Annotated in this window: 18 protein-coding genes and 1 pseudogene; 9 read left to right on the forward strand and 10 right to left on the reverse strand. The window is 74.6% G+C overall.

Annotated elements, in window-relative coordinates; genetic code table 11:
• Nucleotides 1–100 precede the first annotated feature (100 nt).
• Entirely contained in the window at nucleotides 101–328 is a 228-nt protein-coding gene (locus ACIRS4_RS26800; RefSeq protein WP_404200816.1) for a chaplin, read from the forward strand.
• A 106-nt stretch (nucleotides 329–434) separates the two neighbouring features.
• The gene (locus ACIRS4_RS26805; protein WP_404200818.1) at nucleotides 435–1397 is read left to right on the forward strand and encodes a chaplin family protein; all 963 of its coding nucleotides are present in this window, start codon (nucleotides 435–437) and stop codon (nucleotides 1395–1397) included.
• Between the two features lie 78 nt (nucleotides 1398–1475).
• Here the strand turns inward: ACIRS4_RS26805 and ACIRS4_RS26810 are convergent, their stop codons facing one another.
• Nucleotides 1476–2837, reverse strand: a complete 1362-nt coding sequence (locus ACIRS4_RS26810) for an ATP-grasp domain-containing protein (RefSeq protein WP_404200820.1) — start codon at nucleotides 2835–2837, stop codon at nucleotides 1476–1478.
• Between the two features lie 162 nt (nucleotides 2838–2999).
• On the opposite strand from ACIRS4_RS26810, the gene ACIRS4_RS26815 reads away from it, so the two are divergent.
• Complete coding sequence (locus ACIRS4_RS26815; RefSeq protein ID WP_404200822.1) at nucleotides 3000–4619, forward strand: glycosyl hydrolase; 1620 nt, start codon at nucleotides 3000–3002, stop codon at nucleotides 4617–4619.
• Between the two features lie 28 nt (nucleotides 4620–4647).
• On the opposite strand, the gene ACIRS4_RS26820 is transcribed toward ACIRS4_RS26815, so the two are convergent.
• From ACIRS4_RS26820 to ACIRS4_RS26855, 8 genes and pseudogenes are all read right to left on the reverse strand, one after another.
• Nucleotides 4648–5793, reverse strand: coding sequence for a GNAT family N-acetyltransferase (locus tag ACIRS4_RS26820; protein ID WP_404200824.1), 1146 nt, complete (start codon nucleotides 5791–5793; stop codon nucleotides 4648–4650).
• Entirely contained in the window at nucleotides 5790–6473 is a 684-nt protein-coding gene (locus tag ACIRS4_RS26825) for a lipopolysaccharide biosynthesis protein (protein ID WP_404200826.1), read from the reverse strand. The genes ACIRS4_RS26820 and ACIRS4_RS26825 overlap by 4 nt, the downstream gene beginning before the upstream one ends.
• Nucleotides 6470–7636, reverse strand: coding sequence for a glycosyltransferase (locus ACIRS4_RS26830; RefSeq protein ID WP_404200828.1), 1167 nt, complete (start codon nucleotides 7634–7636; stop codon nucleotides 6470–6472). Before ACIRS4_RS26830 ends, ACIRS4_RS26825 begins: the two co-directional genes overlap by 4 nt.
• Entirely contained in the window at nucleotides 7633–8391 is a 759-nt protein-coding gene (locus ACIRS4_RS26835) for a polysaccharide deacetylase family protein (protein WP_404200830.1), read from the reverse strand. Before ACIRS4_RS26835 ends, ACIRS4_RS26830 begins: the two co-directional genes overlap by 4 nt.
• Nucleotides 8375–10252 (reverse strand): murein biosynthesis integral membrane protein MurJ, encoded by a 1878-nt coding sequence (murJ, locus tag ACIRS4_RS26840; protein WP_404200832.1) that lies wholly within the window; start codon nucleotides 10250–10252, stop codon nucleotides 8375–8377. The genes ACIRS4_RS26835 and murJ overlap by 17 nt, the downstream gene beginning before the upstream one ends.
• Nucleotides 10249–11562, reverse strand: coding sequence for an O-antigen ligase family protein (locus tag ACIRS4_RS26845; protein ID WP_404200834.1), 1314 nt, complete (start codon nucleotides 11560–11562; stop codon nucleotides 10249–10251). Before ACIRS4_RS26845 ends, murJ begins: the two co-directional genes overlap by 4 nt.
• 8 nt (nucleotides 11563–11570) lie before the next feature.
• A complete protein-coding gene (locus tag ACIRS4_RS26850) occupies nucleotides 11571–12989 on the reverse strand; it encodes a sugar transferase (protein WP_404200836.1) in 1419 nt (472 codons plus the stop codon).
• Nucleotides 12990–13219: 230 nt separating this feature from the next.
• Nucleotides 13220–14452 (reverse strand): annotated as a pseudogene (locus ACIRS4_RS26855) (glycosyltransferase); the annotation flags it as partial.
• Nucleotides 14453–14863: 411 nt separating this feature from the next.
• Here ACIRS4_RS26855 and ACIRS4_RS26860 point away from each other — a divergent pair.
• The 6 genes from ACIRS4_RS26860 (at nucleotide 14864) to ACIRS4_RS26885 (ending at nucleotide 18922) form a co-directional block, all read left to right on the forward strand.
• Nucleotides 14864–15106: a chaplin gene (locus ACIRS4_RS26860; protein WP_404200838.1), complete on the forward strand. Its 243-nt coding sequence runs from the start codon at nucleotides 14864–14866 to the stop codon at nucleotides 15104–15106.
• A 177-nt stretch (nucleotides 15107–15283) separates the two neighbouring features.
• Nucleotides 15284–16324, forward strand: a complete 1041-nt coding sequence (locus ACIRS4_RS26865) for a hypothetical protein (RefSeq protein WP_404200840.1) — start codon at nucleotides 15284–15286, stop codon at nucleotides 16322–16324.
• A gap of 129 nt (nucleotides 16325–16453) precedes the next feature.
• Nucleotides 16454–16732: a hypothetical protein gene (locus tag ACIRS4_RS26870; protein WP_404200842.1), complete on the forward strand. Its 279-nt coding sequence runs from the start codon at nucleotides 16454–16456 to the stop codon at nucleotides 16730–16732.
• Between the two features lie 186 nt (nucleotides 16733–16918).
• Nucleotides 16919–17419 (forward strand): DUF5949 family protein, encoded by a 501-nt coding sequence (locus ACIRS4_RS26875; RefSeq protein ID WP_404200844.1) that lies wholly within the window; start codon nucleotides 16919–16921, stop codon nucleotides 17417–17419.
• 170 nt (nucleotides 17420–17589) lie between these two features.
• A complete protein-coding gene (locus ACIRS4_RS26880; protein WP_404200846.1) occupies nucleotides 17590–18072 on the forward strand; it encodes a tyrosinase cofactor in 483 nt (160 codons plus the stop codon).
• Nucleotides 18056–18922 (forward strand): tyrosinase family protein, encoded by an 867-nt coding sequence (locus tag ACIRS4_RS26885; protein ID WP_404200848.1) that lies wholly within the window; start codon nucleotides 18056–18058, stop codon nucleotides 18920–18922. Before ACIRS4_RS26880 ends, ACIRS4_RS26885 begins: the two co-directional genes overlap by 17 nt.
• 134 nt (nucleotides 18923–19056) lie before the next feature.
• On the opposite strand, the gene ACIRS4_RS26890 is transcribed toward ACIRS4_RS26885, so the two are convergent.
• A complete protein-coding gene (locus ACIRS4_RS26890) occupies nucleotides 19057–19377 on the reverse strand; it encodes a chaplin (RefSeq protein ID WP_404200850.1) in 321 nt (106 codons plus the stop codon).
• Nucleotides 19378–19383: the final 6 nt, after the last annotated feature.

Here is a 19383-nt window from a genome sequence, read left to right on the forward strand (position 1 = left end):
GTCTATCTGTCGTGTGCAGCCTGCAGGTCATGGTGCGAGCTGATCCGGCTGCGCTCGCTCGGTTTCGACCGCCAGGCATGACCGCACAGAAGGGAACGACATGAAGAAGACCGCCGCCGTCGTCGCGGGCCTGATCCTGGGTCTGGGCGGAGCCGCCCCTGCCTTCGCGGACTCCACTGCCGAAGCCGTGGCCATCGGCTCCCCCGGATTCCTCTCCGGCAACGTGACGCAGTTCTCGCTCCACACCCAGATGAACGTCTGCGGGAACACGTTCGGCGCGACCGGCCTGCTGAGCCCCGCCTTCGGCACCCTCTGCGTCAACGACTGACGATGCTCCGCCACCAGCCCACGGCTGGGTCGAGGCCGGCCTTGGACGACTGCTCCACTGTTCCAGGGTCGGCTTTCCCCGTTTCTCCCACCAGGAAGACGATCAGATGCGACAGACCCTGACCAGGGGAATGATCGCGGCGGCCGCCGCGACGAGTCTTCTGTCCCTGTGCGGCGGCGCCGCCTATGCCGACTCGTCCGCGGACACGACCACCGCGGGCTCTCCCGGCGTCGTGTCGGGCGACGACGCCCAGGCCCCGGTGACCCTGCCGGCGAGCCTGTGCGGCAACACGGCCGGCCTCGCCGCCGCGTTCGGCCAGGCCTTCGGCGACTTCTGCACGAACACCTCCGACGAGACGAACACCTCCGAGGAGACGAGCACCTCCGACGCCGCGGGCACCTCCGACGAGGCGGCCACCGCCGAGGACGCGGGCACATCCGCCCCGGCCGACGGCGCGGCCCGCGCGGACGAGGACTCCTCCGCCGAGGCCGACACTGACACCGACAAGAGTGACGGCGACCCGGGCTACGGCGACCCGGGCTACGGGGATCCCCAAGGAAACGCACATCACCAAGACGACGACTCGGGCTACGGCGGCTCGGGCCAGGGCGGCGACGAGGATCCGGGCTACGGCGGTCACCACGACGGCGACCCGGGCTACGGCGGTGACGAGGGCCCGGGTTACGGCGGTGACGACGACTCGGGTTACGGCAGCGACGACGGTCCCGGCTACGGCGACGACGGCCCGGGCTACGGGGACGACGACTCCGGTTACGGCAGTGACGACGGCCCCGGCTACGGGGGCGACGACCCGGGCTACGGGTCGACGCCGCCGCCCCCCGGCGGACCCGTCACGCCCCCGGAGGGCGGGCACACCACGCCGCAGAACCCCCCGCCCCCCGGTGACGACGATCACGGCACTCCGCCCGGCGAGGAGAACAACGAGCCTCGTCCGCAACTGCCCGAGACCGGCAGCGAGAGCCTGCTCGCCGCTTCCGGCGTGAGCGCGGCGCTGATCACCGCGGGCGCGCTCCTCTACCGACGGGGACGGGCCGCCTCCCGGCGCTGACCGTACGGGCGTCGGCCGCCCCCGCGTCCGGCACCCTCGACGCACCTTCGACCCCTTCACATGACGAGGCGGGGAGCTTCAGCGGCTCCCCGCCTTCTCGTCGTCCGCGTGACCGCCCGCGTCCGGCACGCCGGGCAGCCCCGCCTGCGGCGAACCCTCACGGGCCGCCCCCTGCCGGATCACGCGCGGAGGAACCTCGCCACAGGCCTTCGCACCGGCGTCCGCGACGGCGACCGCACCGGAGCCGGCGTCCGCCCGCGCGCCGGAGCGACGCAGCCGCCCCCACAGCCGCCGGGTGACATGGGCGCACCACAGCGCCCACATCGCACGGCCCGCAGCGGCGTCGTCCCCCGCGTACCAGGCCAGCTCCCGGTCGGTACGGACCCGGCGCAGCGCCGACAGCGGCGCGTAGTTCTCCACCACGAACGCCCGCCCGGCCCGCGCCTCCCCCTCCGGCAGGGGACGGTGCGTCAGGTCCAGATGCTGCGCGCGTACGACGTCCAGCCCGGCGGTGTCGGTGAAGAGCCGGAACTGCGCCCCGGGCCGCGGGTTGAAGTCGAGCAGGTGATAGCGGCCGGTCGTGCCGCAGCGGCGGTAGTCGAGGTCGAGGATGCCGCGGTAGCCGAGCCGCTCGGCGAGCCGCTCGGACTGCTCCCGCACCGCCCCGTTCGTGTCCCATTCGCCCACCGCCGTCAGACCCGCCCCGCGCGGCCAGGCGCTCAGCTTGCGGCCCGTGCCGCCGGCGCGCATCACGCCCGAGCGGTCGGCGTACCCGTGGAAGAACCAGTCGCTGCCGGCGCCCGGCGGCAGGAACTCCTGGAGCAGCAGCCGGCTGCCGGCCTCCTCGCCCCGCAGGTACAGCTCCCGCACCTCCCGAGAGGAGCGCAGCACCGACGTGCTGCGCAGTGCCGAACCGGTGGGCAGCAGCCAGGGCCGGCTCCACTTGGCCACCAACGGGAATCCGAGCCGCCAGGCGGCGGAGACGGCCTGCCCGGCGCTCTCCGGGATGAAGGTGCAGGGGTGAGCGACGTCCGCCGCCGCGCACATCTGTGCCAACTCGCTCTTGTCCGCGACGCGTTCGGGCAGCGTCGGGGGCTGCTGGGGCAGCAGGTAGGCGGGGGTCAGCTCCGTGCGCAGCCGGCTCACGGCGACGGCGCCGGCGTCGTCCATGGGGATCAGCACGGCGGGCCGTTCGATGCGGGCGGCCACCCGCAGCAGCAGGGTGGCGATCTCCTCGGGGGTGGCGCCCGGCGCCGGCGGGGGGTGCAGCCGGCGCACGTGGCGCGACTTGCGGATCGGGCTTCCCGTCATCTCGGCGACCACGTGCACGTCCGCACCGGCTCGGCCGAGGGAACGGACCGCGCCCAGCGTTCCGTGGTGAAAGGGGTTCCGGTCGATTCGCAGCAGTACGGCGGGGACTCGGGTGTCGAGCAGCGACACGGGGCTTTTCCTTCGGGTCGGTTCACCGGTGCGGCCGATCAGTGCACTCGAAAGCCGTAACGGCGGTGGCGTGTTTCCTTTTCATCTGACTTACATATGACTGAGTGTCAGTCATCTGAAATCAGCACGCGGGACCGCGTGAGAGTGGAGAAAGGAGCAGGTATGGCCCCACAGCAGCGACGCGCCCCGTCCCGACGGCTCGCCGTCGTGACGGCGGCGGTGGCGATGACGGCGGCGCTGGCGTCCGGTCCTGGATTCGCCGCGGGCGCGGGGGTGACACGGGTCGCCGCTCCTTCCCCCGGACCCGTCCCCGAGCCGGCCGCCGCGCCGACCGTCGGCCAAGGCGCGGCTCCGCACCCCGGCCCGACGGACGGGCAAGCCGCCGCGCCCACCACCGGGCCGGCCCTCGTGGCCGCCGCCGAGCCGCCCCCAGAGCCGCCCGCCGCACCCGCAGCACAGAGTCCCGCCGCACCCATCGCCGAGCAGAGCCCCGCCGCCCCCCAGAGCCCCGGCGCGGACCCGGCGCAGAGCCCCGCCGCTGCCGCCCCGGGCGCGAGTGCAGCACCGGCGTCGCCCGTCGCGTCCGGCACCGCCTTTGGCGCCTACCTCGACTACGGCCCCCTGGGCGTGGCCCGGATCGCCCAGCTCAGCGCCTGGCTGAACGGCACCGAACTCCGCGTCGGCCACACGTACCTGCCGGGCGACCGGTGGAGCAACATCGAGGGCCGGCCCGGCTTCCTCGACGCGTGGGCGAACTGGCGCGCGGGGAAGGACGACCGGATGCTCGTCCTCAACGTCCCCATGCTGGAGCGCAACGAGGCGGGCGTCTCCGACAGCGAGGTGCGGATGCTGCTGCGGCTGGGCGCGGCCGGCGCCTTCGATCATCACTTCCGCCGGCTGGCCGAGCGGCTGGTCGGGCTGAACGCGCCGGACACGGTGATCGTGCTCGGCTGGGAGATGAACGGCAACACCTACACCCATCGCTGCGGGCCGGACCCGGAGGCGTGGAAGGCCTACTGGAACCGGATCGTCACCGCCATGCGGGCGGTGCCGGGCCAGAAGTTCAAGTTCGACTTCACACCGAACCGCGGCCTCGACGCGGTCGCCTGGACCCGGTGCTACCCGGGTGACGACACCGTCGACATCATCGGAATGGATTCCTACGACCAGCCGACCGGAATGCCGTTCGACCAGCAGGTGGAAGAACCCTACGGACTCCAGGCGCATGTGGATTTCGCCGAAAGCCACGGGAAGCCCATTTCCTACCCTGAATGGGGTCTGTTCCGCAACGGCGACAATCCCGAGTACATGCGGAGCATGCTCGGCTGGATCGGTCGGCACAGGCCGCTGTACAACACGCTGACCGACTACTGCCCGCACGGCGTGTGGCAGTGCGGACGGAACCCGATGGCGTCGCACGTCTACCGCTCGCTGCTCTCCGGCCGCCCCGAAGGACCGACCGCGGGACCCACCGCGGGACCCACCGCGGGGCCTGCCGGACCGACCGCAGGACCGGTCGCCGGACCGGCCGGATCGACCGCAGAACCGGCCGCAGGACCGACCCCGCCGATCCCCCTGATCTCGCCGCTCCCCGGCACGGCCCAGGAGACCGCACCGGTGGCGCCCACCCGGGAACCGGCGCAGGAGGCGCCGCAGACGCCGGCGTCGGCGACCTCGCAAACCGTCTCCGCATGCCCGCGGTTGGACCTCGGGGACTGGGTGGAGCGGTGGATCGGCGGCAAGCTGTGCCTCCCCGCGGTCCGGTGGTCGCGCGGCCGCTGAGCGGGGCCTCGGCGGCGGCCGGCCCGTGTCAGGACCTGCCGCCACCGTCACGCCCCTTCTCCGCCCGCTGCCTGCGCTGCTCCCGCTGCTCCTCCCAGCGGCGCAGCAACTCCTTGCCCCGTCGCCGCGCCGCGACGTCGCCCGTCACCGCCGAGATCAGCGGGGCGGTGCGCCGACGGGCCAGCAACAGCCGCTGGTTGACGACCGGTTCGGGACGCCAGTGGTGCTTGTACGGCTCGTTGCCGCGCAGCAGGCTCAGCGTGCCGCGCCCGCCGCCACGGGTGTGCTCGGCGCACGCGTCCAGCAGCATCACCGCCACGTCCGCCTTGCACTCGCGCAACCGGGGATGCGCGCCGTAGAGATAGCCGCCCGCCAGGCGGCGCGACAGCAGGGTCAGGTCGACGGCCACCACGTCGTCGTCGAGGCGGAACTCGGTGACCACCGCGTCCCCCGAGCGCACCATCGGCCCGACCGAGCGCACCAGATGCTCGCGGAATCGCGACTGGAGGTGCTCGCCCGTCACCTTGCGCCCCTGCCACTGCAGCCGGTGCAGGTCCAGCAGCCGCCGTACCGCCGGTTCGACGCCGTCGGCGCGCACCACCCGGCGTTCGACGCCGAGCGCGGTCAGCTTGCGCAGTTTGGCCCGCACCCGCTGGGCCTTCGCCGACGGCAGCCGGGCCACCAGCTCGTCCATCGCGACGGCCGGCAGCTCCAGGCACACCGAGTCGCTCACCCGCCGCCGCGGCCCGCGCCAACGCTCGTACACCTCCTCCACCGCGCCGCCCGGCCGCACCTCGCGGAAGTCGATCAGCGCGGTGCGGGCGACCGCCGAGAGCCCCTCGGTGAGCGCCTCCACGGCCGTCTCGCCGCGCTCGTCGTCGACCAGCACGTCCCCGTAGTCGGAGATCGCCCCGCCGAGCGGCACCAGGGTGGGCAACGGGCGGCGCACCGCCATCAGCGGGGCCACGGCGAGGAGTTCACCACTTCCGTCGCGCACGGCCAGCACCCGCAGCCGGCCGCGCCTGCCGTACGACAGCCACCACGAGTGCAGCCAGGCGTGGCTCTGGAAGGGGGTGGCCGCGGCGCACCGCCGGTACAGCTCGCCCCAGGCGGGGGCGAGGGCCGCGAACGCCTTCTCGTCGGTGATGACCTGTGTCGTGTACGCCGGTTTCACAGCGCTCCGCGGGTGTCGCCGGCGAGCGCGGGACCGGGCATCGGGGCCGGACGGCCGGGCTCCTCCCGGTCCCCTTCCAGGTCGTCCGCCCGTTTCCGCTTCGGCCGCACCAGCAGGGCCAGCCCGCCGAGCAGCCCGCCCGCGCTCGCCCCGACCAGAGCGGTCACCGTCGGCGACGCCGAGGACGGCTCGGTCGGCTTGACGGCGCGCGCGAACTGCTGGAGCTCGACGTTGGTGGCGGCCATCGAGTCCTTCGCGTGCCGGGTCACCGCACGGGACACCGCGTTGGCCATGTCGGCGGCCTGGTCGGGGCGGGAGGAGGTCGCGGTGATCGCGACCATGGGCGCGTCCGGCGAGGTCGCCGTCTGCACGCTGTCGCGCAGCGTCCGCACCGGCACCCCCGCCCACACCTGGGCGTCCCCGAGCACCGCGAGCTGGGTGGCGACCCGGCCGTAGGCCTGGGCGAAGCCCAGCGCGGACGCCGGGTCCGACTTCGTTGTGGGGACGGCGACGACATAGGCGGTGGCCGTGTACACGGGCGGCTTCAGGGCGCCGTACGCGCCGCCGGCCAGGCCGCCCGCGAGGGCGCCCACGGCGAGCAGGGACCAGGGCGGGAGCGCCCTGGAGCGGCGCGTGGCGGCGCCGGCCGGGCGGGTCGGGCGGACGGAGTTCTCGGTCATGCGGAAGTGACTCCCTGAGAAGAAGGGGACGACGGGGACGACAGGGGCTTGCGGGCCAGGGCGGCCGCGTACACGTCCATGAGGAGGGCGGCGCTGCGGGTGATGTCGTAGTGGCGGGCGGCCTCGGCGACCGTGCGCGGGCGCGGGCCCCGGGCGTGCGCCTCGGCCAGCGCCCGCGTGAACGCCCGCTGCCCGCCGGCGACGCGCCGGGCGTCGGGCGCGCTGCGCGCGGGCAGGTCCTCCAGCGCGGGGCAGGAGGCGTACACCGCGGGCAGCCCCGACGCCAGCCCTTCGACGACCGCCAGACCGAACGCCTCCTCCGGGGACGGGGCGGCGAGCAGGTCCATCGCGCAGGTGAGGGACGTGAGGTCCGGGCCGGTGCCGCCGTCGGGGACGTAGGGGCGCTCACCGGCGAACAGGACGCGGCCGGCGACGCCGCACTCGTGCGCGGTGCGGCGCAGCGCGCTCTCCTCGGGGCCGCCGCCGACCAGCAACAGCCGCACCTGGGAGGGAAGTTCGGTGAGCGCGCGGATGGCGACGTCGAAGCGTTTGCCCGGGTGGAGCCGGCCGACGCAGCCGACGACGTAGGCGTCGTCCGGCAGGCCGAGCTGCCGCCGGGTGCGGTGGCGGCGGGCCGGATCGAAGCGGAACCGGGCCAGGTCGATGCCGTTGGGGACGACGCCGACGCGGGCCGGCGGGACGCCCCAGCGGTGCAGACGGCCGGCGACCGTGGGGGAGACGGCGACCGTGGCGTGGCCGAGGCGCTCGCCGGCGAGGTAGAGCGCGCGGACGCCCCGGGTGAGCGGGCGGCCCTCCATCTGCGAGTCGCCCAGGGAGTGTTCGGTGGCGACGACGGCGCGCACGCCCGCGAGCCGCGCGGCGAGACGGCCGTACAGACAGGCGCGGTACAGGTGGGTGTGGACCAGGTCGTAACCGCCGGAGCGGACGAGGCGGGCCAGGCGGGGCAGGGCGGCCAGGTCGCGGTTGCCGGTCATGCCGAGGTGGACGACGCGCACGCCGTCCTCGGTCAGCCCGTCGGCCACCGCCCCCGGGTTGGTCAGCGTCACGACGTCGCAGTCGACGGGCAAGTGCCTCAACAGCAGGCGAAGTTGCTGCTCGGCTCCGCCGACGCCGAGCCCCGTGATGATGTGGAGGGCCTTCACCGCAGCCCCTCCACGGGACGCCGGCGCAGCCGGTGCAGCCGGTACTTCAGGAACAGACGGGCGGAGGTGTCGTTCTGGCCGACATGCACCCGGGGCAGGGCGTGCACCCCGTTCAGGGGGCCCGGGTCGATCGCGCACGCGTACGCGTACCCCGCCTCGCGCACGGCGTCCACGGCCCGCCGGTCGACGGTGCCGTACGGGTAGCAGAAGCCGTCGACGTCGACGCCCAGGAGCTCGGCCAGCGCGATCCGGCTCTCCACGGTCTCCGAGGCCAGCGTGGGCTCGTCGGCCTTCGTCAGGTCGACGTGGACCAGACCGTGCGAGCCGATCTCGACGCCCTCGGCGGCGGCCTGCCGGACGCCGTCGGCGGTCAGCAGCGGCTTGCGCGGGCCCAGCGGGTCCCAGGCGTTGTCGCCGCCGTACCGGCCGGGCAGCACGAACAGGGTGGCCGTGCAGGAATGGCGGCGCAGCACGGGCAGGGCGCCGGTGAGGAAGTCGGCGTATCCGTCGTCGAAGGTGAGGCCGACCAGGTCGCGGCCCTCGCCACGCGCGCGGGCGGCGAGCAACTCGCGCACGGACACGCCCTTCAGGCCCCGCCGGGTCAGCCAGGCCAGCTGCCGGTCGAGGCGGTCGGGGGTGACCGTGATGCGGTAGGGGTCGTCGGAGCAGTCGCCCACGGAGTGGTACATCGCCACCCACGGGACCGGGCCGGGAGACGGGGCCGGTCGTCGGGCGGTGTCAGCGGGAACGGACATGCGGGAGCCTTCGGGTCGCGGAACGGACGAAACGGAGTGCGGTGTCGACGCCCTGGGCGTTCAGGGCCCGGCCGACCAGCAGGAAGACGGCGGTGACGGTGAGCGTTCCGGCGGCGAGCGCGGGTATCGCGCCGTCGATCCGGCTCGCGGCGAACGCCCCGGCGGGTGTGGCGAGCGCCGCCGCCCGCAGCGGGCGGCTCAGCTCGCCCAGCACGGGCCGGACGCGGATCGGCACACAGCGCGGGAGGCCGTGCCGCCCCGAGCGCCGCCCGGGCAGCGCGGCGGGCGCGCCGGCGAGCAGCACCAGGGCGGTGACGGTGATCCCGGCCGCGTTGGCGGCGGCGATCCCGTACACGCCCCACGGGCCGACGGCCGGCACGCCGGACCAGGCGGTCACGACGATGCCGACGGCCATCGCGCCGAACGGGTACCAGGCGGCGCGGCCCGCCGAGAAGTACGAGCGGGCCAGCACACCGACCATGGTCTGGCCCAGCAGCCCGAGCGCGTACACCCGCATCACGCCGGCCGTGGCCGCCGTGTCCCGACCGGTGAACGCGCCCCGCTGGAAGAGGAGTTCGATGATCTGCGGTGCGCAGGCCACCACCACGGCCGTGCCCAGCAGGACCACGCAGACGGCCAGCGCCAGATCGCGCTCCACCCGGTCCCGGGCCCTTTCGACGTCCCCCTCGGCCAGCGCCCGCGCGACCACCGGGTAGGTGACCGTGCACAGCATCACCGACAGGATCATCGGCATCTGTGCCACTTTCTGGGCGTAGTTGAGATGGGAGATCGCCCCGGACGGCAGATGCGAGGCGAGGAACCGCTCGACCAGGACCTGCGACTGCCGGCACAGCGCGAACAGCAGCACGGTCGCCACCACGGCCCCGCCGAGCGCCCGCGGCTCCTCACCTCCCCCGCCGGCGGGCCCGGACGCACCCCGCTTCCGTAACTCCCTGATGAGCGAAGGCAGTTGTACGGCGACCATCAGGAACCCGCCGGCCGCCACCCCGGCCGCCGCCGACCGCACCCCCCAGCTCCCGCCGAGGACGAACATCCCCGTGACGATGCCGACGTTGTACGCCACGTAGATCGCCGCGGGCGCCACGAACCGCCGGTGCGCGCGCAGGGCCGCGCTGCAGTACCCGGCGAGCCCGAAGCTCACCGCGCAGGTCGCGGTGAGCCGGGTGCAGTCGACGGCGAGCCCGGGGTCGGGCAGGCCGGGGGCGAGCACCTCGACCAACTGCGGTGCCAGACCCACGAGCAGGGCGCCGACGGCGACGAAGGCGAGCGAGAGCCGCGGCAGCGTCCCGGCGACCAGGGCGCGCACCGGGTCGCCCGGCGCGCCCTCGGCCCGGCGGGCCAGCGCCACGCTGAACGCCGGGATCAGCGCGAACGCCAGGCCGTCCTCGATGAGCAGCGTGGCCGCGAACTCGGGCACGGTCCACGCCACGAGGAACGCGTCCGTGTCCCGCCCCGCCCCGAACAGCCGCGCCAGCGCCTGGTCCCGCACCAGCCCGAGCAGCGCCCCGGCGACGGAGAGAACGGCGGTGACGAGAGCGGCCTTGGCGAGGAAACGCCGGGAGGCCGGGGGCAGTTCCGGGCCGGTCCGGCTGCCCTCGGTGGGCGGGGCGGGCTCGGGCGGCTTCTCGGGACGCGGGTCGGTCCGGGCCGGCGGGGGCGTCCGGGAGGCGGCGTCGTGGACTTCGGCGGCGTCTTCCACGCGGGGCGCCGGCTGCCCCGGCACGCCGTCGCCGTCCTGGCCGCCGCGGGCGGTGGACGCGGTGGCGCCGCCGGCGGGGGAGCCGGCGGCTTCGGCCGCGGTGGGGTGCGGGCCCGGTGTTCTGGGAGGGGTCACCGTCATCGGGAGGGCGCCTCCCCGGGGGTGCCGGGCGCGGCCAGGGCCCACCAGGCGGCGAGGCCCAGACAGATCGCGGTCAGCACGGTGGAGGGGCCGCCGATGTCGGCGTACAGGAAGTCGGTCAGCTGCCAGATCAGCAGACCGCAGGCGACGAGCGCGCAGTCGAGACCGGGCGAGCCGAGCCGGCGCACCCGGAACAGTCCGTGCAGCGCGCAGCCCAGCAGCGCCAGCCAGCTGCCCGCGAGGGCGAGCAGTCCGACGAGCCCCTGCTCGCCGAGAACCAGCAGGTACATGTTGTGCGGGGACAGCAGCGGCTGCCTGACGAAGCCCGATCCGGCGCCGGCGGTGTCGCTGCCGGCGGACAGCGCCAGCGAGGCGTGCGCGTCCCGGTGTTCGGGGAAGCCCTTCAACCCCACTCCGGTCAACGGCTGTTCACGCCACATGCCGAGCGCCGCCGCCCACATCGTGTACCGGTCGGTGACCGACTGGTCGGGGGCGTCCGCGACCTGGGTGATGCTGCCGACGCGTTCCTGGAGCATCGCCGAGCCGACGCCGAAGCCGCCCACCAGCACCACGCCCAGCGCGGCCGCCACCGCGGCCGCCTTCAGCGCCCGCCGCATCCCGGCCAGCACCAGCTGCGCCGAGCAGGCCACAGCGGTCGCGATCCAGGCGCCCCGGCTGAACGACAGCGCGAGCGGCGCCAGCAGGGCGAGCGCGGACAGACCGGCGACGGTCCGCTGCCGAGCGGTGCCCCGCCCGAGCGACAGCCCCACCGCGCAGACCAGCCCGAAGGACACCACCGTCGCCATGCCCATCACGTCCTGCGGACCGAAGGTGCCGACGGCGCGGATGTCCTCGCCCTGGTAGGAGGCTCCGGTGCCGGTGACGAACTGGTGCACGCCGACCGTCCCCTGCCACCCCGCCAGCCCCACGAACGACCAGGCCAGCAGCCGGAAGTCGGGCCGGTCACGGATGAGCAGCAGCACGGCCGCGGGGACGATCACGAAGATCTGGAGGTACCGGCCGAGGCCGGCGGCCCCCGCCCCCGGCGAGCCCGCGCCCATCGCGGCGAGCGCCAGCCCGGCCACCGGCAGTCCGAGGACCACCGCGGCCGTACGGGACAGGGGGCGCCGCCGCTGCCGCAGCAGCCGGACCGCGCAGAACAGCACGACGAGCGCGGACAGCGCGTCCGCCGGCCCGGCCCCGCCCTCGCCCCCGGGGGAGACCGGCAGCGCGAGCAGGGCGACCACGGCGACGACGGGCAGCACCGGCGACAGGCTCCGCAGGCGCGGCGGCAGCAGGGCGTGACTCATCGGACGGCTCAGCTCCCGGTCGGTCGCACGAGGGCGGCCGCGGTGCGCAGCAGGATGCAGACGTCCTGCCACAGCGACCAGTTGTCGATGTACGCGTTGTCGAAGCGGGCCCGGTCCTCGATGGAGGTGTCACCGCGCAGCCCGTGCACCTGGGCGAGCCCGGTGATGCCGGCCCGCATCCGGTGCCGGGAGGCGTAGCCGGGATAGGTCTGGCTGAACTGCCGTACGAAGTAAGGCCGTTCCGGCCGGGGGCCGACCAGGCTCATGTCACCGCACAGGACGTTCCACAGCTGGAGCAGCTCGTCCAGCGAACTGCGCCGCAGGAAGCGGCAGAAGCGGCTCATCTGCTGCTCGTCCGCCACGCTCCAGCGGGTCGCCGACTCGCGGGCGTCGGCCGGCCGATGGGTGCGGAACTTCAGCAGGGTGAACGGCCGTCCGCCCCTGCCGACGCGCTCCTGCCGGAACACCACGCCCGGCCCGCTGGTGAGCCGCAGCACCAGCGCGAACACCAGCAGCAGCGGGCTGATCGCGAGCAGCAGCGTCCCGGAGACGACGATGTCCAGCAGCCGCTTGGCACGGCTGTCCGGGTAGCCGACGCCCATGTCCAGGCGACGGCACGCGAACCCGGCGAGCTGCTCACGGCTCGCGAAGGAAGGGCTGTCCGCGTCGAGCTCCCACACCGTGCAGCCCGACTCGGCCAGCGCCCGCAGCAGCGGGCCCTGCGTGGAGCGCACCGCGGGGTCCACGCACAGGACGTCACGGACGCCGTTCTGGATGAGCGCCCGCTGCACCTCCTGACCGGTGGTCAGCACGGGAAGCCCGTCGGCGTTGTCGTGGTGGTGGCGGGCGACGACGCCGACGGGTTCGATGCCGTACCGCGGCAGCCGCAGTATGGCCTCGGCCACGCGCCGTGCCGTCGGGACCGGGCCCACGACGAGCGCCGCGTGCGGCCGGCGCAGCATCGTCCGGCGGCGCCGCTGGTGCACGAGGGCCCGCCCGAGGCAGCAGACCAGGGCCTGGGCGGCGGACCCCATGAGAAGGGTGCGCCAGGACAGCGCGTGGGCCGGCGTGGACGCGGCGACGAGCGCCGCGAGCGTCAGCCAGGCCATCGCGATCCGGCCGCACACCGCGGGCAGTTCGTCCAGCACCCCGTGCACGGGGCGCGGCCGGTGCGTGCGCAGCAGCAGCGTGGTCGTGACCAGCGCGGCGAGCAGCAGCGGCTGCTGCTCGGCCCCGGCCAGGACCGGTACGCCCGCCAGCGCGCCCAGGCCGTCGGCCAGCAGGAGGGGGAGAGGAGAGGCGGCCCGTGCCGGGGGCCGCCGGACAGGGAATCGGAATCCGGCTTGGTCGTCGTGCCGCGGGATGACCGCGACGGGTGAGAATCCTGGCTGCGTTCCGGGCGTGGAGAAGGTGCTTTCCGCAGTCACGAGTGGATTGACTCCCTGCGCTCGTTGGAGATGTCGTCGGTGGACCGCCCGGCGGGCGGCTCGGCGGTGGGGCGCGCGGTGGTGGGCGGTGCGGCGGTGGGGCGCTCGGCGGGGCTGTCGGTCGAGGGGCTGTCGGCCGACGGGGCGGGGGCGTTCGCCGGGGGGTGGCCGGGTGGTTCGGGCGCTTGAGGTGAGTGCGGCGCTCGGGAGGGACCGTCGGGATCGGGACGTCGGATGGATGGGGAGTGGTCGGTGAGGTCGGTCGGATCGGAGGGGTCGGTCGGTCCGGCGGGGTGCGCGGCGGACGGGGGTTCGGTGACGGGGGAGGCGAAGGGCCGCGGGACGGTGAGCAGTTCGCGGTACAGGTCTGAGATCGCGGCCGCGGTGCGCCGTACGTCGTGCGCGTCGACGACGTGGCGGCGGCCCTCGTGGCCGAGGGACTCGCGCAGCAGCGGGTCGAGCAGCAGATGGACGACCGCCCCGGCCAGCGCCGCCGGGTCGTCGGGCGGGACCACGCAGCGGGGCGCGAGCGCGGACGGCATGCTCTCCCGGGCGCCGTCCACGTCGGTCACCACCGCGGGCCGCCCGCAGGCCAGCGCCTCCAGCGGGGCCAGCGCCATGCCCTCCCAGCGGGACGGCAGGACGACCAGGTCGGCGGCCTGGTACCAGGGGACGGCGTCGGCCACCGAGCCCGCGAAGACGACCGACTCCGGTGCGCGGGAGCGCAGTTCCTCGCCGTCCGGACCGTCGCCGACCAGCGCGAGCCGGGCGTCGGGCAGCCGGCGCAGCACGGCGTCCCACGCCCGCAGCAGCACGTCCTGCCCCTTCTGCCGGCACAGCCGTCCCACGCACACCACCAGCGGCGCGGTCGGGTCGACGTCCGGCAGCAGCGCGGCGCGCACGGTGTCCACCGGGGCCGGATGGAAGCGGTCCAGGTCGATGCCGTTCGGTACGACGCTCCACTGCCCGGCGATCCCGGCCCGCCGGCCCGTCGTACGCTCCGCCTCGCTCACGCACACCAGCCGGTGAGCCCAGCGTGCCCCGAGCCGCTCCCAGCGCAGGGCGAGGGCGGCCGTGGAGCCGCCGACCGCCTCGAAGGACCAGGCGTGCGGCTGGAACACGGTCGGGACGCGCCCCCGCACCGCGAGCCGTCCGGCCAGCCCGGCCTTGGCGCTGTGCGCGTGGACCAGGTCGGGTCGTACCGCCGTCAGCATCCGTCCCAGCCGCCGGACCTCGCCGGGAAGGGAGGGGCCCGGCGCCCGCGTCGCCTCCCACCGCCGTACGTCCGCGCCGAGGGACCTGAGGTCCCGGGCGAGGCCGCTCTCGGGACACGCGACGGTGACGCGCATCCCGGCGGCGAGCTGAGCCCGCGCCAGATCCGTCACCACGCGGGCGACTCCGCCGTCCACTGGTTGGGTGAGGTGCAGGACCCGCGGTGCGAAGTCGGGTTCTGGCTGATGCATCGCGCGGTTTCCTCGCTCACAGGCCGACGCCGGGGTACGGGCCGAAAAACGAGCTGGAAGGCCCGCTGGTCACCGCCTTTCTCGAAACCCGCGCGCGGTATCGAACAGGGCCGATCGGGTGCCGAGGGGTGGTCGTGCGCCGGAACGCGCGCCTCCGCGGACCGCCCGACGCGCTGAGCGTGGGGTTCGCCGGAGCGACTGCCGGAATGGAAACGTCCGTTAACGCGTCGGCGGCCGGAAGGGCGCGGTGAATCACCCGAACGGCCGCGCGTACGTCCGTTCGATCGTCAAGTTCGCGCCTCTCTTGGTTCACTCCAACGGCGGCACAACTCCGGGGCGTGTCACGCGTTGACAGAGGGTCGGGCATCCCCGCCCGAGTGTTGTGATCGAAACCTCAAGGAGCACCTCTCCATGTCGCGTATCGCTAAGGGCCTGGCCCTGACCTCCGTTGCCGCCGCGGCCGTCGCCGGCGCCTCAGGGATCGCCGTCGCCGACAGCGGCGCGAACGCCGTCGCCGAGCACTCCCCGGGTGTGCTGTCGGGCAACGTCATCCAGGTCGCGCCCCACATCCCGCTCAACCTCTGCGGCAACACCCTCGACGCCGCCGGCCTGCTGAACCCCGCGTTCGGCAACACCTGCGTCAACAGCGACTGACGTCACCTCGATCGAGGCCGACCTCGACGCGGTCGTATGCGGCCGCCCTTCCGACGGAAGGGCGGCCGTTCGCGTTGCCGGACCGCCCCCGTCGCCCCGAACGGTGGCGGGCCTGTTGCGGAGTGTGACGGCCCCTCTCACGGTGGAGGTGACCCGGCGTACTTCGGAAGGAACCTCATGCGTGGTCTGCCCCCCGTGCGGCGTTTGGCGTCCTGCGCGCTCTGCGCCACCCTCGTTCTCGGCATCGCCGCTCCCACCGCACTCGCGGTGGACGGGGACGCGACCCCTGAGCCCACTGTCGCGGCGACCGCCGTCCCCGGCGTCGACGGCGTCGACGTGCTCCTCCGCCGGCTCGACGGCCTGAGCTCGCTGGGGGCCGTGCTCACGCCGGTCACCGGCCTGCTCACCTCGGCACTGCCCGCCGACCAGCGTCCGATGACACCTGATCAGGTCAAGCAACTGAGTGACGCGGTGCGTCAGGCGCTCGACATGATCACGATGGTGAGCGGCGGGACGACGTCGACATCCACATCGACGTCGACATCCACATCCACATCCACATCCACGGCGACCTCGGTCGTCTCCGGGGGCGGCGTGGTGACCTCCTCCATGGTGATGTCCTCGGGGGGCACGGCTGCCGGCACGCCGCCCGTCGACATGGCGGCGCCCGCGACGCAGACACCCGTCGCCGCGGTGCCCGGCCCGGCGGCCGTGCCCACCGCCGTGCCGCCCGCCGCCGGGCCGCCCGTCGACGCGCTGCGCGGTCTCACGCCGAGCGGCGATCCTTCGGCGGCGACGGCGAGGGCGCAGCACACGGCCGCGGACAGCAGAGCCGACGCGCTGGCCGACCTGCGGGCGGCGCTCGACGCGCTGCTCGCCGTGATGACCGTCGGTGACGTCGGTCAAGTGGTGTCGGCGGCCAGGGACGTGGTGGGCGGCCTGGTCGACCTGGTCGAGGCCACCTTGCTCGCCGACGAGCTCCCCGCCCCGACCGAGGTCGGCCTGGCGGTACCGCCCGCCTTCCCGGCGGAGCCCCAGGCGCCCACCGGAGCGAGCGCGGCCACCACGCCCACGGAAGCGGCCGCTGCCACCACGCCCACGGAAGCGGCTTCTGCCCCCGGTGTGGTGACGCCTTCCGCGCCGTCCGCCCTCCCGGCGGCCCCGTTCCTGCCGGCCGTCCCACCCGCGCGGCCGACGGAGGGACTGCCCGCCGCGTGACGCGCGCCTGCCCGCGCCTCGTCACGGCGCGGGCAATTCGCGTGGACGGGGTTTCCGCAGGCCGTGGGGATCGTTAGACAGGGCGTCACATTTCTCCTGGTGACTGAAGTCGCCGCAGAAAGGAACCCGATGAAGTCCCTGAAGGCCGCCGCTGTCGTTGCCGGGTCGATGGTGATCGCCGGCGCCGCCGCCCCGGCGTTCGCCCACAGCACCTCCGACCTCACGCCCTCCAGCCTCAACGGCGCCGTGAACACGCTCACCAAGGGCCCCGTCGACGTGATGCCGGTGCAGCACCAGTCGCACGCGCTCGACACCGAGAACAAGGGTTCCGCGCTCAACGCCGTCAAGGGCGCCACCGGCGCCCTCAACAGCACCCCGCTCCTCGGCGGACTGCCGCTGCAGGGCTGACCGCCCGCCTGGAGGCTCCCGAAGGGCCGGTTCCATGACGTACGACGGCGTACGGGACCGGCCCTCGCCGCTGTTCGAGCCGAGTGCCGCACGCGTCCCCCCGTTCGTGTGGAGCACCCGTCCGGCGTCCTCCGCGCGGGTGAGAAGCCGTCAGGCCGTGCGCTCTCGCGCCTATATGGTCACGCGATGACCTCAACCCCCAGCGCCACCCGCCTCCCCCGCGCCGCCGACCTGGGCACCCTCGTCGTCGTCCCGTGGAGCGGCGAGGCCCCCGACGGCGGCGACATGCCGTACCTCCTCGCGTACTCCCTCGGGGACGCCGCCGACGGCCCCGAAGCCTCCGCCGCCGCCATCGAGCACCTGCTGACCGAGAACAAGCTGCCCGTCGGAGGAGACCTCGTCGACGGCATGGCCAAGCCCAGCCTGCCGGTCAGCCTGCTGGTGGAGTCGGGCGCGGCCGTCCTCACCCTGGGGGGCCTGACCGCGCAGTGCGTGCCGCCGGCCGAGTGGCTCGCCGCCGCCGAAGCACGCGGCTACGCCTACCTCGTCGTCACCACCCGCCCCTGGCCCGAGGCCGCCCCCGGCACGTACATCGGGCCCGAGGCGCTGGCGGCGTTCGCGGGCGCCGAGGAGACCCTCACGGCTGCGGCGCACGTCATCCTGCCCGCCCGCCGCCTGCGGAGCTGAGACCGCCCGCGCCGTCCGACCGCCGGATCGAGCGGGCCCGGACGGCCTCTGTCCGGGCCCTCCCCCTGTCCGTGTCCCTCCTCCGGCCCTGCCCGCAGCCGTTCTACGTGACCCCGCGGCCCGTCGGCCGGTTAGCGCTGTGGACAACCGAACCGGACGAGGAGCAGGCCATGGTCAGCGTCGACGGAGTACCCGTGACGGCAGCGCCGGTGGGCGCGACAGGACCCGCAGCACGGGGCAGAACACGGCGGGACGTCCTGCGCGGACTGCTCGGCGCGGCGGCGGCACTCGCGCTCGCCCCGGTGGTCGCCGCCTCCCGGCCCGCGCCCGGGACCGACCTTCCCGGGCCGGACACGGACACCTCCTTCGACGAGACCTACCGGGGCCGGCGCCTGCAGGGCGTCCTCATGGCGTCGGGCCGCGCCGTCGGCGACGAGCGCTGGAGCGTCACCGTCGACGGCCGCCCGCTGCACCTGATGCGCCGCGCCGACGGCACGTGGCTGAGCATGGTCGACCACTACGCCTCGTACGCCACCCCGCTGGAGGCGGCCCGCGCCGCGGTCGACGAGCTGGGCCCCGGGGAGAAGCTCCGCGACACCGGTTCCGCAGCTGGGCACATCCACAGGGGGGAACACCATGGCGTACACCCGTAAGAACGTCAGCGCGCTCACCGCCGCCGAGCGCAGACGTTTCGTCAAGGCGCTGCTGGAGGTCAAACGACGCGGCGAGTACGACGAGTTCGTGCGGACGCACATCGAGTACTACGTCTCCGACGGCGAGGGCGGTCTGCGTACGGCGCACATGGCGCCCTCGTTCCTGCCCTGGCACCGGCAGTTCCTGCTGGACCTGGAGAAGGCGCTGCGCCGGGTCGACTCCTCGGTGACCATCCCGTACTGGGACTGGACCCGGGACCGCTCCGCGACCTCCGCGCCCTGGACCGACGACCTGCTCGGCGGCAACGGGCGGCGCTCCGACCTCCAGGTGACGACCGGGCCGTTCGCGTACTCCACGGGCAACTGGACCATCAAGGACGGGGTGACCGACCGGCGGTTCCTCACCCGGGACCTGGGCCGCGCCCGCGACCCGATCGAGCTGCCCAGGCAGAGCGACCTGGACTGGGCGCTGGCCGACCCGGTCTACGACACCGCCCCGTGGGACTCCACGTCCCGCCGGGGCTTCCGCAACAAACTGGAGGGGTGGGGGAGCGGCGGTGGCAGCGCCGCCTGGCGCAACCACAACCGCGTGCACCGCTGGGTCGGCGGGGTGATGGTCGGCGGCGCCTCCGTCAACGACCCCGTCTTCTGGCTGCACCACGCCTTCATCGACCTGCTCTGGACGCGCTGGCAGCGACGTCACCGCGAGCACCGCTACCTGCCCGCCGAGCCGCCCGCGTCGGGCAGCAGGCAGTACCGGCGGGTCGTCGCCCGGCACGAGAAGCTGCCCCCGTGGGACGTGACCCCGGACCGGCTGGAGGACGTGGGCCGGATCTACCGGTACGCCTGAGACGGTCGAAGGCCGTCGGCCGGTCCGTGTCCGGCGGGTCCCGGCCGTACGGCGTCGGGCCGGTGCGGAGACGGGCGGAGCCCCGGCGCTCGAGGTGCCGGGGCTCCGTCGCGTGCTGCGCGCGGTACGGGGTGTCAGCCGCCGTAGCCGTGCCCGCCGTTGTCGTGGTGGTGGCCCTTGTCGCTGTCGTCCTTGTCCCGGTCCGAGTCGTGGCCGCTGACGTTGGCGCAGGTGTTGCCGAAGGCCGGGTTGAGCAGTCCGCCGGCGCCGATGGTGTTCCCGCAGGCGTTGATCGGGAGGTGGAGCACACCCTGGACGACGTTGCCGGACAGGAAGCCCGGCGAGCCCACGGCCGCGGCTTGCGCGCCCGCGTCCGCCATGGCCAGGCCGGCGCCGCCGGCCACCATGGCGCCGGTTCCGAGGGCGACTACGGCTGCCTTCGCGATGCGAGACATCACGTT

This window comes from Streptomyces sp. NPDC101166, assembly GCF_044768125.1.
Classification (GTDB): Bacteria; Actinomycetota; Actinomycetes; order Streptomycetales; family Streptomycetaceae; genus Streptomyces.